15 protein-coding genes are annotated in these 15234 nt (G+C 69.3%); 14 read left to right on the forward strand and 1 reads right to left on the reverse strand.

All coding sequences use genetic code 11. The features are described 5' to 3' along the window. The first annotated feature begins 2 nt into the window (after nt 1-2). Genes Pka01_RS30385 through Pka01_RS30425 form a run of 9 tightly spaced genes read left to right on the forward strand, consistent with a single transcriptional unit; the run spans nt 3 to nt 8573 of the window. Complete coding sequence (locus tag Pka01_RS30385; RefSeq protein WP_203886357.1) at nt 3-944, forward strand: ABC transporter permease; 942 nt, start codon at nt 3-5, stop codon at nt 942-944. Beyond that, nucleotides 941-1804: an ABC transporter permease gene (locus Pka01_RS30390; protein WP_203886358.1), complete on the forward strand. Its 864-nt coding sequence runs from the start codon at nt 941-943 to the stop codon at nt 1802-1804. Before Pka01_RS30385 ends, Pka01_RS30390 begins: the two co-directional genes overlap by 4 nt. Continuing rightward, nucleotides 1801-2817 (forward strand): ABC transporter ATP-binding protein, encoded by a 1017-nt coding sequence (locus Pka01_RS30395; RefSeq protein ID WP_203886359.1) that lies wholly within the window; start codon nt 1801-1803, stop codon nt 2815-2817. The genes Pka01_RS30390 and Pka01_RS30395 overlap by 4 nt, the downstream gene beginning before the upstream one ends. Continuing rightward, nucleotides 2814-3860, forward strand: a complete 1047-nt coding sequence (locus tag Pka01_RS30400) for an oligopeptide/dipeptide ABC transporter ATP-binding protein (protein WP_203886360.1) — start codon at nt 2814-2816, stop codon at nt 3858-3860. Before Pka01_RS30395 ends, Pka01_RS30400 begins: the two co-directional genes overlap by 4 nt. Next, nucleotides 3857-4804, forward strand: a complete 948-nt coding sequence (locus Pka01_RS30405) for a glycosylasparaginase (protein WP_203886361.1) — start codon at nt 3857-3859, stop codon at nt 4802-4804. The genes Pka01_RS30400 and Pka01_RS30405 overlap by 4 nt, the downstream gene beginning before the upstream one ends. Further along, nucleotides 4801-5625, forward strand: coding sequence for a M55 family metallopeptidase (locus Pka01_RS30410; RefSeq protein WP_203886362.1), 825 nt, complete (start codon nt 4801-4803; stop codon nt 5623-5625). Before Pka01_RS30405 ends, Pka01_RS30410 begins: the two co-directional genes overlap by 4 nt. Then, nucleotides 5622-6878, forward strand: coding sequence for a methylaspartate ammonia-lyase (locus Pka01_RS30415; RefSeq protein WP_203886363.1), 1257 nt, complete (start codon nt 5622-5624; stop codon nt 6876-6878). The genes Pka01_RS30410 and Pka01_RS30415 overlap by 4 nt, the downstream gene beginning before the upstream one ends. Continuing rightward, complete coding sequence (locus Pka01_RS30420; RefSeq protein WP_239115565.1) at nt 6878-8074, forward strand: CaiB/BaiF CoA transferase family protein; 1197 nt, start codon at nt 6878-6880, stop codon at nt 8072-8074. Before Pka01_RS30415 ends, Pka01_RS30420 begins: the two co-directional genes overlap by 1 nt. 1 nt (nt 8075) lies before the next feature. Continuing rightward, entirely contained in the window at nt 8076-8573 is a 498-nt protein-coding gene (locus Pka01_RS30425) for a MaoC family dehydratase (protein WP_203886365.1), read from the forward strand. Nucleotides 8574-8594: 21 nt separating this feature from the next. On the opposite strand, the gene Pka01_RS30430 is transcribed toward Pka01_RS30425, so the two are convergent. Next, nucleotides 8595-9164 carry an Lrp/AsnC family transcriptional regulator gene (locus tag Pka01_RS30430; RefSeq protein WP_203886366.1) on the reverse strand — a complete coding sequence of 190 codons (570 nt, stop codon included), beginning with the start codon at nt 9162-9164 and terminating at the stop codon, nt 8595-8597. A gap of 290 nt (nt 9165-9454) precedes the next feature. Here Pka01_RS30430 and Pka01_RS30435 point away from each other — a divergent pair, with 290 nt between their 5' ends. The 5 genes from Pka01_RS30435 (at nt 9455) to Pka01_RS30455 (ending at nt 15218) form a co-directional block, all read left to right on the forward strand. After that, nucleotides 9455-10165 carry a creatininase family protein gene (locus Pka01_RS30435; RefSeq protein WP_203886367.1) on the forward strand — a complete coding sequence of 237 codons (711 nt, stop codon included), beginning with the start codon at nt 9455-9457 and terminating at the stop codon, nt 10163-10165. Further along, nucleotides 10162-10860, forward strand: coding sequence for an SDR family NAD(P)-dependent oxidoreductase (locus Pka01_RS30440; protein ID WP_203886368.1), 699 nt, complete (start codon nt 10162-10164; stop codon nt 10858-10860). The genes Pka01_RS30435 and Pka01_RS30440 overlap by 4 nt, the downstream gene beginning before the upstream one ends. Next, the gene (locus Pka01_RS30445; RefSeq protein WP_203886369.1) at nt 10847-12223 is read left to right on the forward strand and encodes a dipeptidase; all 1377 of its coding nucleotides are present in this window, start codon (nt 10847-10849) and stop codon (nt 12221-12223) included. The genes Pka01_RS30440 and Pka01_RS30445 overlap by 14 nt, the downstream gene beginning before the upstream one ends. After that, nucleotides 12223-13404 carry a dipeptidase gene (locus Pka01_RS30450; protein ID WP_203886370.1) on the forward strand — a complete coding sequence of 394 codons (1182 nt, stop codon included), beginning with the start codon at nt 12223-12225 and terminating at the stop codon, nt 13402-13404. The genes Pka01_RS30445 and Pka01_RS30450 overlap by 1 nt, the downstream gene beginning before the upstream one ends. An 83-nt stretch (nt 13405-13487) precedes the next feature. Then, a complete protein-coding gene (locus Pka01_RS30455) occupies nt 13488-15218 on the forward strand; it encodes a DUF885 domain-containing protein (RefSeq protein WP_203886371.1) in 1731 nt (576 codons plus the stop codon). Nucleotides 15219-15234 lie beyond the last annotated feature (16 nt).

Here is a 15234-nt window from a genome sequence, read left to right on the forward strand (position 1 = left end):
CGATGAGGTATCTCGTCTACATCCTGAAGCGAGTGGTGTCGCTGATCCCGGTGCTCATCGGGATCTCGTTCATCGTCTTCTTTCTGATCCGGCTGATACCGGGAGACCCGGCGGCGACACTGCTCGGGGTCCACGCCACCCCGCAGGCGGTCAAGGAACTGCGCGAGCAGATGGGTCTCGAGGATTCGCTGCCGAGTCAGTATCTGACGTTCCTCGGCCACCTGCTGCAGGGCAACCTCGGGTACTCCTACGTGTACAGCAGCTCGGTCGTGGACCTGATCACGGTCAGCCTGCCGGTGACGATCTGGCTGCTGATCTCGGGCACCGTCTTCACTCTGCTGATCGCCGTGCCGCTGGCCGTTCTGGCCGCGGCGCGGCGCAACGGAGTCGTCGACAACATCATCCGGGCGGTCCCGGTCGTGGGACTGGGCATGCCGGCCTTCTGGCTCGGCATCATGCTGATCTTGGTCTTCGGGCTGAAACTCGGCTGGTTCCCGGTCGCCGGCTACGGCACCGGCGTGGTCGACCATCTGCGCGGCATCGTGCTGCCCGGCATCACGATCGCACTGACCCTGTCGCCCATCCTGATCCGCAGCCTGCGGGCCAGCATGGTCGATGTGCTGGGCAGCGACTACATCGTGACGGCGCACAGCAAGGGCATCAGCACCGCACGGGTGGTGCTCGGGCACGCGCTGCGCAACGCCGCCGTCTCGTCCGTCACGGTCCTGGGCGTGAACATCGCCTACCTCACCGGATCGACGCTGGTGGTCGAACGCGTCTTCTCGCTTCCCGGAATCGGGCAGCAGATGATCAATTCCATCCTGGGAAGGGACTTTCCCACCGTGCAGGGAATCACTCTGGTCTTCGCGATCATGGTCGTGGTCGTGAACCTGCTGACCGACGTGACGCATGCGGCCCTCGATCCGAGGGTCAAGCTCGCATGAGCGCGGCAACGACCATCGCCCCCGCCCTGCCGGCCTCCGGCAACCGCCGCCGCAGGCGCGGGCGGTGGAACGCACCGCTCGTGGCGGGCCTGATCCTGTTCGGCCTCATCGTCGCCTGCGCGCTGTGCGCTCCACTGCTGACGAGCCAGGATCCGCTCAAGCAGGACCTCGCGAACGCCTTTCTCGCACCCGGCGCCAAGGGCCACCTCCTCGGCACCGACGAACTCGGGCGCGACGTGCTGGCCCGATTGCTCTACGGCGCCCGTGTCGACCTGCGGGTCGGCGTGCTGGCGGTCATCTCGCCGCTCATCCTCGGCAGTCTGATCGGTCTGATCGCGGGATGGTTCGGCGGCTGGATCGACGCCGTCATCGGCCGGATCGTCGACATAGTGATCGCCTTCCCGTTCCTGGTGCTGGTCATCGCGCTGGTCTTCGCCATGGGACCGGGGACGACGAGCATCTACACGGCGATCACCCTGGTCGGCTGGGTGGCGTACTGCCGCATCGTGCGCGGTCAGGTGCTGGTCGCCAAGGAGCAGGAGTACGCCATGGCGGCGCGGGCCAGCGGACTGCCGACGTGGCGGATCCTGCTGCGGCATCTCCTGCCCAACGTCGTCCTGCAGGCGGTCGTCTTCTCGATGAGCGACATCGTGCTCACCCTGCTGGCGATCGTGACCCTGGGATTCCTCGGCCTCGGCGTGCCGCCGCCCACCCCTGACTGGGGGACGATGATTCAGGAGGGTCAGCAGTTCATATTGGACAAGTGGTACATGTCCACGATCCCGGGTCTGGCCATCATCATCACCGGCCTCGCGCTCGCGCTCATCGCGGACGGCATCGTGGAGAAGGCGAACCAATGACCCCTCCCTTGCTCGAAGTGCGCGACCTGCACGTCGAGATCCCCATGCCGCACGCACGGCTGCACGCGGTCCGCGGAGTGTCCTTCTCGGTGGGCACCGCCGAGTCCGTCGGGCTCGTGGGGGAGTCCGGCTCGGGTAAGAGCCTCACGCTCCGCGCGCTGCTCGGCCTGCTTCCCCGCCCGGCGAAGGTCGTCTCCGGCACCATCCTCATCGACGGCGAGGACGTCACCGGGTTGCCGGCCAAGAGCCTGAAGCATCGGCTGACCGACACGATGAGCATGATCTTCCAGGACTCCCTGACGGCGCTCAACCCCGTGATGCGCGTGGGCGACCAGATCGCCGAGGCGCCGCTGCGCAAGCTGGGCAAGTCGCGCGGCGAGGCGCGGGCGATCGCCGTCGACCTGATGCGAGAGGTCGGGATCGCCGATCCCGAGCGCCGCTACCAGCTGTATCCGCACCAGTTGTCGGGTGGCATGCGCCAGCGGATCTGCATCGCGATCGCGTTGTCGACCAAGCCACGGCTCATCCTCGCCGACGAGCCCACCACGGCCCTCGACGTGACGATCCAGGCCCAGGTCCTCGGCGTCCTGCGCCGGCTCAAGCAGGAGGAGAACGTCGGTCTGCTGCTGGTCAGCCACGATCTCGCCGTGGTCAGCCAGACCTGCTCGCGGCTGTACGTGATGTACGCCGGCAAGGTCGTCGAGTCCGGCGACCTGCTGGACCTGGTCACCGGTCCCCGGCATCCGTACACGTTCTCCCTGCTCCGCTCGGTGCCCGACCCGGATCGGCGGGTCGCCAGGCTGCTGACGATCGACGGGCGGCCCCCGGACCTCAGCGAGGGGGTGACGGGGTGCTCCTTCGCCCCCCGGTGCCCGTTCGCCGAGGACGCCTGCCGGGAGTGGGAACCGGAGCCGGTGGCCGCGGGACCGGGGAGGGTGAGCGCCTGCCGGCGCATCGACACGGCGGATCGGTGGACCTCGATGGTGTCGGAAGAAGCGGTGAGCCAGCAGTGACGGCGGGAAACGAAATCCTTTCGGTCGAGGGACTGGTCCGGCACTTCACGCCCAGCGTGTCGGTGACCGACCGGCTCTTCGGCAAGAAGCCGGTGGTGAACCCCGCCGTCGACGGCGTGGACCTGGTGCTGCACAGAGGGGAGACCCTCGGCCTGGTCGGAGAGTCCGGCTGCGGCAAGTCGACCCTCGCCCGCACTGTCGTCGGCCTCTACCGCCCAACCGCGGGCACGATCCGCTACGACGGCGAGATCCTGCCGGAGAAGCGGACGCGGGCTCAGCAGCGCGCCATCCAGATGGTCTTCCAGGATCCCTACAGTTCGCTGAACCCGCGCATGACGGTCGGGCAGATGTTGTCCGAGCTGCTCCGCTTCCACAAGCTGGTCCCGCGCGACAGGGTGGGGGAGCGTAGCAGGGAACTGATGCACCTGGTCGGTCTGCCCGAGCGCGCCCTCGAACAGCGCCCGCGGCAGTTCTCCGGCGGGCAGCGGCAGCGCGTCGGCATCGCGCGGGCGCTGGCGCTGGAACCCACCGTGCTGGTCGCCGACGAACCGGTGTCCGCCCTCGACGTGTCGGTCCAGGCCAACATCATCAACCTGCTCGCCGACCTCAAGGAGACGCTCCACCTGTCGGTCGTCTTCGTCTCGCACAACATGGCGGTCGTGCGGCAGATCAGCGACCGGACCGCCGTGATGTACCGCGGCCGCATCGTCGAGACCGGGAACACCGACACCCTGTTCGACGACCCGGTCCATCCGTACACCAGGCTGCTCATCGGCTCCGTCCCCCGGCTCGCCGACGCGGAGAGCCAGGCCGAAGCGGAGGCGGAGGAGGAGGAGACTGCCGCCGGTCTCGACGCCGTCAGGCAGGAGGTCGCGCGGTCCTCGGCGAGCGGCGGCACCCACCCGTGCCGTTTCGCCGACCGCTGCCCGTCCGTCGTGGCCGCGTGCGCGGCCGAGCCGCCGCTTCTGGCCGATCCACGCGATCCCGCCAGGTGGGCCGCGTGCGTCCACATGTCCCAGCGGGCCGAAGGAGCCGTCGCGTGACCAGTCCCATCGTCATCGGCAGCGAGCGGAGCGAGAACGGTCTGCCCGCCGCCATGGAGATCCTCGCCCGCGGCGGCTCCGCGCTGGACGCGGTCGAGGCCGGACTGCGGCGGTGCGAGGACAACCTGGACGACCACTACGTCGGCACCGGAGGGCTGCCGAACGCCCAAGGGGTGGTGGAGCTCGACGCGTCCCTGATGGTCGGCTCGACCCGGGCCTTCGGCGGCGTCGGCGCGGTGAAGGGCTTCCCCAACCCGATCTCCATCGCCCGTGCCGTACTCGAACGGCTGCCGCAGCACAGCCTGCTCGTCGGCGCCGGGGCCGAGCTGTTCGCCGAGGAGAACGGGTTCACCCGGGCAGACCTGCTGACCGAGGAGTCCAGGAAGCTGTTCCTGTACGCGTTGCAGCCCTCGGACGAGTCCGTCGAAGGCGAGCGCACGGCCGCGCAGGCCGGTGACGACCTCTACCGCAGGACCGCGCTCGACCTGGTCAACCGGTTCGCCCCGCACGAAGGACCATGGGGGACCATCAACATCCTCGCCCTGGACTCCTCCGGCGAACTGGTGGTGGGCGTGTCCACCAGCGGCTATCCCTGGAAATATCCGGGAAGGGTGGGGGACTCCGCCCTCCCGGGGGCTGGGAACTACGCCGACCTCCGGTACGGCGGCGCCGCCTGCACCGGCCGAGGCGAGCTGAGCATGCGTGTCCTGGGCGCCCGCGGCATCGTCGCGGATCTGGCGCACGGCCTGGAGCCCACCGAGGCGTGCCTGGCCATGCTGGCCGAGGCGGCCGGCCTGCCGGACGAGTTCCGCGCCGAGTTGCGCTGCATCGCGCTGACGCCGGACGGCCGGCACGGCGCCGCGGCGGGGCAGGAGGGCTCGGTCTACGCGGTGATGACCGAGACCTCGACAGAGCCGGAGTTCCACCCGAGGAGCGTGCTTTGAAGATCTTCATCTCTTCCGACATGGAAGGGACCGCCGGAGTCGTCGACTGGGATCAGTGCGTCATCGGCGGATCGCAGTACCCCTACTACACCGGTCTGCTGACCGGTGAGATCAACGCAGCGATCGAGGGCGCGTCGGAGGCCGGGGCCACCGAGTTCCTGGTGAACGACGCGCACTCGAAGATGGCCAACCTGAAACCGGACGAGCTCGCCGGGCGCGCGAGTTATCTGTCCGGACGGTACAAGCCGATGTACATGATGCAGGGCCTCGACGAGAGCTTCGACGCCGTCTTCCTGGTGTCCTACCACGGGTCGATGGGAAGCGAAGGCTCGGTCCTGTCGCACACCTACTTCCCCTCGGCGTTCGCCGAGGTGACCGTGAACGGGGTCGTCGCAGGTGAGGCCGGCATCAACGCGCTCGTCGCCCGCGCGTACGGCGTACCGATGGTGCTGGTGACCGGCGACGTCACGACGGCCGAGGAGACCGAGCGGTTCTGCCCGGGCATCAAGACCGCGGTGGTCAAGAAGTCCATCACCCGCTTCTCCGCCGAGGCGCTGCACCCGGAGGCGGCGCGGGACCTCATCCGCGAGCGGGCACGGGCCGCCGTCGCCGACCTGCCGGGCGCGGCGCCGCCGTCCATCGACCTGCCCGTCACCCTCGGCATCTCCTTCCGCAGCAGCGACTACTGCGAGCTGGCCGCCAGGATCGCCGGGGTCGAACGGACCGGAGCCCTGTCGGCGGTCATCACCGGCGACGACCCGCTGCGGATCTACCAGAGCTTCATCACGGTCGTACTGCTGTGCCGGGGGCTGGTCGAATGAGGATCGCGAAAGTTCTCACGCGACCGATCCGCACCGGATTCTTCGCCGACGATCAGGCGGCCATCAGAGCCGGCGCCGAGCACGACGGCTTCGCCTACCGGGGAGACCCGATCACCCCGGGGTTCTCCGCGATCCGGCAGGCCGGCGAGGCGCTGTCGGTGCTCCTGCTGCTGGAGGACGGCTCGGTGGCACACGGCGACTGCGCCGCGGTGCAGTACAGCGGCGCCGGTGGCCGCGACCCGCTGTTCGATGCGGCGGCCGCCCGCCGGGACGTCGAGGAGCACCTCGTCCCCCTGCTCGTGGGCGCGGAGCTCGACTCGTTCCGCGAGCTGGCCGGGCGCGTCGACACCCTGCGTACGGCTACTGGACCGCTCCACACGGCCGTCAGGTACGGCGTGACGCAGGCGGTGCTCGACGCGGTCGCGCAGAGCCGCAGGCTGACCATGGCCGAGGTCGTGCGCGACGAATACGCGACGGGCGTGGAACTCCGGCCGGTGCCGATGTTCGCCCAGACCGGCGACGACCGATACGCCAACGCGGAGAAGATGATCCTCAAACAGGTGGACGTCCTTCCGCACGCTCTGATCAACAACGTCGACACCAAGCTGGGCCGCCAGGGGGAACTCCTGGAGGACTACCTGCGGTGGCTGGTGTCCAGAATCGGGGAGTTGCGTCCCGACGGCGCGTACACGCCCCGGCTGCACTTCGACACCTACGGCACCGTGGGCCTGGCCTTCGACGGGGACGTCGAGGCGGTCGCCGCCTATCTGGCCCGGCTCGGGGACGTCGCCGCGCCGTACGAGCTCGTGGTCGAGCACCCCATCGACGCCGGCGGCAGGGACGAGCAGATCGAGACGTATGTCCTCCTGCGGGCCGCCCTGCGCCGGAGGGGCGCACAGGTGAAGGTCGCGGTCGACGAGTGGTGCAACACCCTCGAGGACATCGAGATGTTCGTCGACAAGGAGGCCGCCGACGTGATCCACGTCAAGACGCCGGACCTCGGCGGCATCAACAACACCATCGAGGCGCTGCTGCTGGTCCGTGATCGCGGACTCGTCGCGTACTGCGGCGGGACCTGCAACGAGACGGACCGGTCGGCGCAGGTCAGCGCCAACGTCGCCATGGCCTGCGCCGCGGGACAGGTGCTGGCCAAACCCGGCATGGGAGTGGATGAGGGACTCATGATCGTGGGAAACGAGATGGCGCGGGTCGCGGCGCTCGCGACGGCGCGCGGAGAGGGGGTTCTGCCGTGATGCCGCTGGCGGATGTCCGCATCATCGCGATCGAGCAATACGGGGCGGGGCCGTTCGGCAGCGTGCACCTGGCGGACCTGGGGGCCGAGGTCATCAAGATCGAGGACCCCTCGACCGGTGGAGACATCGGCCGGTACGTCGTCCCCGAGCAGCACGGTGAGGACAGCCTGTTCTTCGAGACGTTCAACCGCAACAAACGCAGCCTCAGCCTCGACATCTCCACGCCGGAGGGTCGCGCCGTCTTCGAGGACCTGGTGAAGGTCAGCGACGTGGTGCACTCCAACCTGCGCGGTGACGTCCCCGCCAAGCTGCGCATCCGTTACGACGACCTGAAGCATCTCAACCCCGCCATCGTCTGCAGCTCGCTCAGCGGCTTCGGTATGACGGGGCCGCGAAGCGCGGAGCCCGGCTACGACTACGTGCTTCAGGGCATGGCCGGCTGGATGGACATCACCGGTGAGCCCGGGGGACCGCCGACCAAGTCCGGCCTTTCCCTGGTCGACTATTCGGGTGGTCTGGTGGCGGCGGCGTCGATTCTGGCCGCACTACACGCGGCACGTCGCGACGGGATCGGCGCCGACTGCGACGTCAGCCTCTTCGACACGGCCATCTCGATGCTGACATATCCGGCCGCATGGCAGCTCAACGGTGATTTCGAACCCAGGCGGACGCACCACTCGGCCCATCCGTCCCTGGTTCCCTTCCAGGCGTTCCCCACCGGAGACGGCTGGCTGGTCGTCGCCTGTCCCAAGGAGAAGTTCTTCCGCAGGCTCGCCGAGGTCGTCGGTCATCCCGAGTGGCCGGACGACCCCCGGTACCGGGACTTCGCCGCCCGGAGGGAGAACTCCGAGACGTTGCTCGCGGAACTCGAGACCGTGTTCGCCACGAACACGAGCGAGCACTGGCTGGGGCTCCTCCGGGAAGCGGGAGTGCCGTGCGGGCCGGTGAACTCCGTGGCACAGGCCCTGCGCGATCCGCACACGGTCGCCCGCGGCATGGTGGTCGAGACCGAGCACCCCTATTTCGGGACCGTGCGGCAGGTGGCGAGCCCGCTGAGAGTGGGTTCCGGAGAAGGCCGCCATCGCCGAGCTCCTCGGCGCGACGAGGACGCCGACCACGTCTTCACCAAGGTGCTCGGTTACGACGCCGGCCGTATCGCGCGGCTGCGCGGGGCGCCGTCGGAGGAGGAGAGCTGACATGACCCTCCGCGAGGGATGGCAGGGCCGCTACTTCGAGGATTTCGAGGTGGGTGACGTGTACCGGCATGGGCTTGGGCGCACCGTCACACAGGCGGACAACGTCTGGTTCACCCTGCTCACCCAGAACACCGCCCGCCTGCACTTCGATGCGCACTACGCCGCGCAGACGGAGTTCGGCCGGCCACTGGTCAACTCCGCCTTCACGATCGCGCTCGTGACCGGGCAGTCGGTCAACGACGTGTCCTACAACGTGATGGCCAACCTGGGCTGGGACGAGGTTCGACTGCCGAACCCGCTGTTCGAGGGGGACACGGTCTACTCCTCGTCGGAGGTGCTGGCGGTGCGGGAGTCGCGATCCAGGCCGGAGGTCGGGATCGTCACCGTGCGGACCACCGGCACCGACCAGCACGGGACCGTCGTCATCACCTTCAACCGGACGGTGATGGTGTACCGGCGAGGCTTCGGGCCCGCGCACGGGCCGAAGCCCGGCGGATGACCGCCGGTGTGTCCGGCCCCGTCAGGCCGGGCCGTCGGCCGGCTTCGACAACAACTCTCCGACCAGGTCCTTCGGCCCGATCTCCACGAGGCTCAGCGACGTCTCGGTGCGTTGCACGCCTTCGATCTGCCAGATGCGCTCCATGAGGAGGTGCCGCAGATGCAGGTGGTCGCGCACCCGGAGCGTGGCGAGCAGGTCGATGGCGCCGGTGACGATGTCGAGCCTTTCGAGCTCCGGTATGAGCGCGAGCTTCTCGACGAGTTCCTTCTGCTGGTAGCCCTGTACCGCCGTGATGGTCAGGTAGACCGTCATCGGGAAGCCGGCGGCGCTCCAGTCGAGACGCACGCCGTAGCCGCGGATGACGCCCAGGCGCTCCAGTCGCGCGATGCGCTCCTTCACCGAGGGGGCGGACATGCCCAGCTCGCGGGCCAGCGCACGTTGCGAGCGCCTGGAGTCCTCGCTGAGCAGCACGAGTATCTGCCGGTCCACTTCGTCGAGCGGTACGGGCGGTGACTGGGGCGGCACGTCGGTCAGGTCGCGCAACGGAGATTTCGAGGCGTTGGGCGCGGTGGCACGGCGGCGAGAGGACATGGCGGGAAGGCTACCCGGCTGGACGTGCGGAGAGCGCAAATCCTGCGAACTACCCGGTATGAGGGTGAACACACCGGCATTCCCGTGACGGCGGTGGTCGTTCGGGCGTGCGCAGCCCAGATGATCAGATAAGCATTTGAGGGGTGATTGGTGATGAAGGTGGGGCGAATGGTTAGTATGGGACCCAGATCCCCTTACAGATGACTAGTCAGGAGATCGACTCGGCTTTCACTTCGCAAGCCGGATGTGCGGGCGTTTCACGGGACGACCAGAACGGAGCGTGAGGACCGGTGCGGGTCTTCGACAGCAACTGGATGCAGATCGCCGACTACCTCCGGCGCGACGACCGCATCGTGCTACCCGTCGGCTCGACCGAGCAGCACGGGTACCTGTCGCTCGGGACGGACGCGCTGCTGGCCGAACGGGTGTCGGTGGAGGCGGCCGAGCCGCTCGGTGTGCCGGTCCTGCCGGTCCTGCCGTTCGGCATGGCGCCGTACTTCACCGAGTACCCGGGCACCATGAGCCTGCGCATCTCCACCTACATCGAGGTGGTTCGCGACCTGCTCGACTGCCTCGCCTCCCAGGGTTTCCGGCGGATCGCGGTGGTCAACGGCCACGGAGGCAACGCACCCGTGGCCGGACTCATCCGCGAATGGATCTCCCAGCCCCGGGCCGACCGGGTGCAGGTCGTGTTCCACAGCTGGTACAACGCGCCGCGGACGGCCGAGGCCGCGAGCCGCTTCGACGACGACCAGTTCCACGGCTCCTGGCTGGAGAACTTCCCCTGGACCAGGGTCGCCGGAGTCGAGATCCCCGACGGCGCCGCCCCCGTGCTGCCCAGGGCGCTGGTGGAGAACCTGACGGCGCGGGAGATGAAGGAACTCGCCCCCGACGGCAGTCTGGGCGGGGCCTACCAGCGCGGTGACGACGACATGCGGGCCGTGTGGGATGCCGGCGTGGCCGAGGTCCGCGAACTGCTCGAGAAGGGATGGATCAAGTGAGCGAGGAAAAGGACAGGGTCGCCGTCGTCACCGGAACGGCCCACGGGATCGGGTCGGCCATCGCCGCCGCCCTGGAGGCCGAAGGCGTGCGGGTGCACGGTGTCGACAAGGACATCGCGGACCTCACCGACTCGTCCGCGGTCAACGCCTTCTTCGCCGAGATCGGCGACGTCGACATCCTGGTGAACAACGCCGGCGGGGTCGTCGGCCAGGTGCACCACCCGATCGAAGAGATCACCGATGACGCCTGGGCCGCCGTCGTCGCAGCCAACCTGACCAGCACCTTCCTGTGCACCCGGGCGGTCGCGCCGGGCATGAAACGGCGCGGCTGGGGCCGCATCGTCAACATCTCCTCCGGCGCGGGCCGCAGCGTCAGCCTCACCGGCATCCAGGCCTACGCCAGCTCCAAGGCCGGGCAGATCGGCTTCACCCGCCAGATGGCCCACGAGCTCGGCCCGTTCGGCATCACGGTGAACTGCGTCGCGCCGGGGTTCGTCCTGTCCAACCCCACGACGATCAAGCAGTGGGAGAGCTACGGCGAGCAGGGCCAGGCCGCGCTCGTCGAGGGCATCGCCGTACGCAAGCTCGGCAGGCCAGAGGACATCGCCCACGGCGTGCGGTTCTTCGTGTCCGAGGAATCGTCCTGGATAACCGGTCAGACAATCTCGATTGATGGTGGACATGCTCTCTTTTGATGCGACCGACGCCGAGTACGTCGACGAACTGGCCGCCTACGTCGCGGTCCCGAGCGTGAGCCGGGACGCCACTCACGAAACCATGCGTGCCGCGGCCGAATGGCTCGCCGCGCAGTTGTCGTTCGCCGGCGGGCGCGTCGTCGAGACCCAGGGTCACCCCGCGGTGCGGGCCGACTGGCTGGGGGCACCGGATGCTCCGACCATCCTCGTGTACGGCCACTACGACGTGCAGCCGACGGGCGACCTCGCCGAGTGGCGGACCCCGCCGTTCGAGCTCGTCACCGACGGCGACGTGATCCGCGGGCGCGGTGTCACCGACGACAAGGGCCCGGTGTTCATCGTGCTCAAGGTGGCGCAGGCGTTCATCGAGCAGGAGGGCGCGCTGCCGCTGAACATCAAGTTCCTCTTCGAGGGCGAGGAGGAGATCGGCAGCCCCCACCTGCCGGAGTACGTGCGCGCGCATGCCGACGAGCTCGCGGCCGATCTGGTGATCTCCGCGGACGGAGCCATGTGGCGTCCCAGTGAGCCCTCACTGTCGATCGCGTCCAAAGGCCTGGTGACCCTGGACGTCGAGGTCACCGGGGCCGACGCCGACCTGCACTCCGGCCGGTTCGGCGGCACCGTCGCCAACCCCGTCCACGCACTGGCGGAAATCCTGGCCGGCCTGCACGCCGCCGACGGCCGGGTCGCGGTCGACGGCTTCTACGACGGCATCCCCGAACTGACCGACGAGCGCCGCGCCGCCATCGCGGCGGTGCCCTTCGACGAGGACGGCTACCGGAACAGCCTCGGCCTGGACGAGGTCTTCGGCGAAGCGGGCTACAGCACCCTGGAACGGCTGTGGGAACGTCCGACACTGGAGATCAACGGCGTCAGGGCCGGAGGCAAGTACACGGTCATCCCGCACATCGCGACCGGGCACATCTCCTGCCGTCTCGTCCCCGGCCAGCGACCGGAACGGGTGCTCCAGGCGATCACCGACCACGTGCTCGCCCAGAAGGTCCCCGGCGTCCGCGTCACCGTCCGGCCCGAGGAGGCCGGGGTCCCCGCGTACACGATCCCCGAGGACCATCCCGCGATCCGCGCCGCCACCGAGGCGCTCGCGCACGTCTACCCCGGCCAGGACGTGCTGCTGGCCGTCATCGCGGGGACGCTGCCCGCCACCGCGCTGTTCGAGGAGGCGCTCGGCGCGAAGACGCTGTTCTTCTCCTTCTCCACGGCGGACGAGAACCTGCACGCGCCGAACGAGTTCATGCGGATCTCCCGGCTGCGTGAGGGCATGCGCGCCTGGGAGCACCTGTGGCGCCTGCTCGCCGACGGCCCGCACCGGCTGGCTCCCGTCATCCGGAACGGATCGGCCTGATGTACCGGTCGTACGGCTATCTCAGGCCGGGTGCCGATCTCCCCGACTTCGACCTGGCCCCCGAGTTCGGCCGCGTTCCGCCGTACAGCGGCGGGCTGAGCGAGCAGGAGCGGGAACGGGCCGGCCGGCTGCTGCGCGACACCATCGTGATCAGCCTGCACGACCATCCCGTACGGTTCCCCGCGGACATGCGCCAGACGCCGGAGTACAACCGCACGGGACGGCAGCACACGGCGTTCGCCGGGCTCCTCGCGTCGGGCATGACCGTCGTGTTCGACAACATGATGGACGGCACGGCCTGCGTCACCGGCAACGCGCCATGGCGTTGGCTCGACATCATCACCGACCTCGGCATGCGCCAGGCCGACATCGCCCACCAGAGCGACGTCATCGTGATCCGGACGATGGACGACATCGAACACGCCCACCGGTCCGGCAAGGTGGGGTTGCTGTTCGGTCTGGAGGCGGCCACGCCGATCGAGAACGAGATCGACCGGCTCGACGTGCTCTACGGGCTCGGTCTGCGGCAGATCGGCATCGCCTACTCCGACGCGAACGCGCTCGGCAGCGGCCTGAACGAGACCACCGACGGCGGCCTGACCGACTTCGGCAGACGCGCGGTCGCCAGGATGAACCAACTGGGCCTCGCCGTCGACATCTCGCATTCCTCCGACCGGACCGGCCTGGACGTCTGCGCGGTCAGCGAGCGCCCGGTCTTCATGACGCACGCCGGAGCCCGTGCGGTCTGGAACACGCCCCGGATGAAGCCGGACGACGTCCTTCGGGCCGTGGCGGAGACGGGCGGCGTCATCGGGATGTCGGCGGCACCCCACACGACGTTGTCCGAGGCGCATCCCCGGCACACCATCCTGTCGGTGATGGACCACTTCCGGTACTGCCTCGATCTGGTCGGCATCGACCACGTCGCGTTCGGGCCCGACACCCTGTACGGCGACCACGTCGGCCTGCACACCGTCTTCGGGCACCTGCTGAAGGTGGGCGCCGCGGCCCCCGCGGGCCCGTCCTTCCCGAAGGTGGAGTACGTGGACGGGCTGGAGAACCCGACGGAGAACTTCGCCAACATCGCCGGATGGCTGGTGCGAGAAGGGTTCTCCGACAGCGAGATCGCCGCCGTGCTGGGCGGCAACATCCTCCGAGCGCTCCAGCGGATCTGGGCGTAGCCGCGGGCGGGCCGGAACCGCGCCCTCCCGCATCAGCCCCCTAGGAATCGATCAGGAACCCGGCCGGTAGAAAAGAGGACCCAGTGGCCACCGACGACCAGCCCCCCGTCCAGGTGAGCGGCGAGCCGAACGACAGGCTCGCGAAGCTCAGCGCGGAGTTCTTCGAGGTGAAGCACACGGCAGACCCGTTCAGCGCCACGATGCTCGGCGTCTCGGGCTTCGACGGCCTGGTGCCCGACCCCAGCCGTGCGGGCGCCGCCGCCGACGCCGCGAAGGTCGCGGACATCGAACGGCGGTTGCAGGAGATCGACCCGGACGGCCTCAACGCGGCCGACCGTGTCAACCACGCGGTACTCGGCCGGCTCGCCTGGGGCGTGCGGTCCGATCTCGAGCACGCGCTGTGGGAGACGACGGCGTCCGCGGACGGCTACTCGGCGCCGCAGGCGATGATGTTCATGTCGGTCCCGGCCGCGTCCATCACCGACGCCCCGGCGGTCGAGCAGTACCTCCAGCGACTGGCCGCCCTGCCCGCGTTCCTCGACGCCGTCCTCGACCGCTACCGGGAGGCCAAGGCGGACGGGCGGATCCCGACCCGCGTCGGCGTCGGCCAGGCCATGGACCAGCTCAACGGGCACCTCGCGCTGAGCCTGGCCGACGACACCCTGCTCAGCCCGCGCCTGCCCGACGGCGTCGACCACGAACGGGTCAGGGCCCGCGCGGCCTCGATCGTCGAGGAGTCCGTACGGCCGGCCATGCGGCGGCTGCTCGCCGGCATCGAGGATGAGCTGCTGCCGGTGGCCCGGCCCGACGACCAGGTGGGCATCCGCTTCGTCCCCGGCGGTGAGGACGGCTACCGCAACGCGGTGCGCCGGCACACCACCACCGACCTCAGCCCGGAGGAGATCCACCAGATAGGTCTGGACTGCCTCACCGAGCTGCGGCAGGAGTGGGCCGAGCTGGGCGGCCGGGCGCTGGGCACGACCGACGTGGAGGAGATCCTCTCCCGGTTGCGGGACGACCGTTCACTGCGCTTCAGCGCCAGTTCGCAGATCGTCGACACGGTCGCCGACGCGCTGCGCCGCGCCGAGGAGGCCCGCGACGACTGGTTCCCCACGTACGACATCGCCGACTGCGTCATCGAGGAGATCAACCCGATCGAAGCCGGCAACGCCGCGCTCGCGCACTACCGCCCGCCGGCCGGCGACGGGTCCCGTCCCGGTGCCCACTGCGTGCTCACGGTCGCCCCGGAGGAGCGGTTCGCCTACGAATACGAGGCGCTGGCCTTCCACGAGAGCACACCGGGCCACCATCTGCAGATCGCCTCCGCGCAGACGCTGACGGATCTGCCGGCGTACCGGCGCTTCCTGGACGCCGAGGTGTGCGGGTACGTCGAGGGCTGGGGCCTGTACAGCGAACGGCTGGCCGACGAGATGGGCCTGTACACCTCCGACCTCGCCCGGCTGGGCATGCTCTCGTTCGACGCGTTGCGGGCGTGCCGGCTGGTGGTCGACACCGGCATGCACCACATGGGCTGGTCGCGGCAGCAGGCCATGCGGTTCATGTGGGACAACACCGCGACCACGCGCGCCAACGTCCGCAACGAGATCGACCGCTACATCTCCTGGCCCGGCCAGGCCCTGGCGTACATGATCGGCCGACGTGAGATCCGCCGCCTGCGCACCCTGGCGGAGGAGCGGCTCGGATCCCGCTTCGACATCCGCGCCTTCCACGGGACCGTGCTCGGCAACGCCGCGATCCCGCTCGGCGTGCTCGACCAGGTCGTCAACGCCTGGATCGATTCGGCGGCCGCCTGACCGGGCGCCAAACAGT

Origin of the sequence: Planotetraspora kaengkrachanensis (assembly GCF_016862895.1) — a bacterium.
Lineage (GTDB): Bacteria > Actinomycetota > Actinomycetes > Streptosporangiales > Streptosporangiaceae > Planotetraspora > Planotetraspora kaengkrachanensis.

Coding starts and splice junctions, on each gene's coding strand:
- Pka01_RS30385 (WP_203886357.1), top strand. CDS start 3: ATGAGGTATCTCGTCTACATCCTGAAGCGAGTGGTGTCGCTGATCCCG.
- Pka01_RS30390 (WP_203886358.1), top strand. CDS start 941: ATGAGCGCGGCAACGACCATCGCCCCCGCCCTGCCGGCCTCCGGCAAC.
- Pka01_RS30395 (WP_203886359.1), top strand. CDS start 1,801: ATGACCCCTCCCTTGCTCGAAGTGCGCGACCTGCACGTCGAGATCCCC.
- Pka01_RS30415 (WP_203886363.1), top strand. CDS start 5,622: ATGAGGATCGCGAAAGTTCTCACGCGACCGATCCGCACCGGATTCTTC.
- Pka01_RS30420 (WP_239115565.1), top strand. CDS start 6,878: ATGCCGCTGGCGGATGTCCGCATCATCGCGATCGAGCAATACGGGGCG.
- Pka01_RS30425 (WP_203886365.1), top strand. CDS start 8,076: ATGACCCTCCGCGAGGGATGGCAGGGCCGCTACTTCGAGGATTTCGAG.
- Pka01_RS30430 (WP_203886366.1), bottom strand. CDS start 9,164: ATGTCCTCTCGCCGCCGTGCCACCGCGCCCAACGCCTCGAAATCTCCG.
- Pka01_RS30445 (WP_203886369.1), top strand. CDS start 10,847: ATGCTCTCTTTTGATGCGACCGACGCCGAGTACGTCGACGAACTGGCC.
- Pka01_RS30450 (WP_203886370.1), top strand. CDS start 12,223: ATGTACCGGTCGTACGGCTATCTCAGGCCGGGTGCCGATCTCCCCGAC.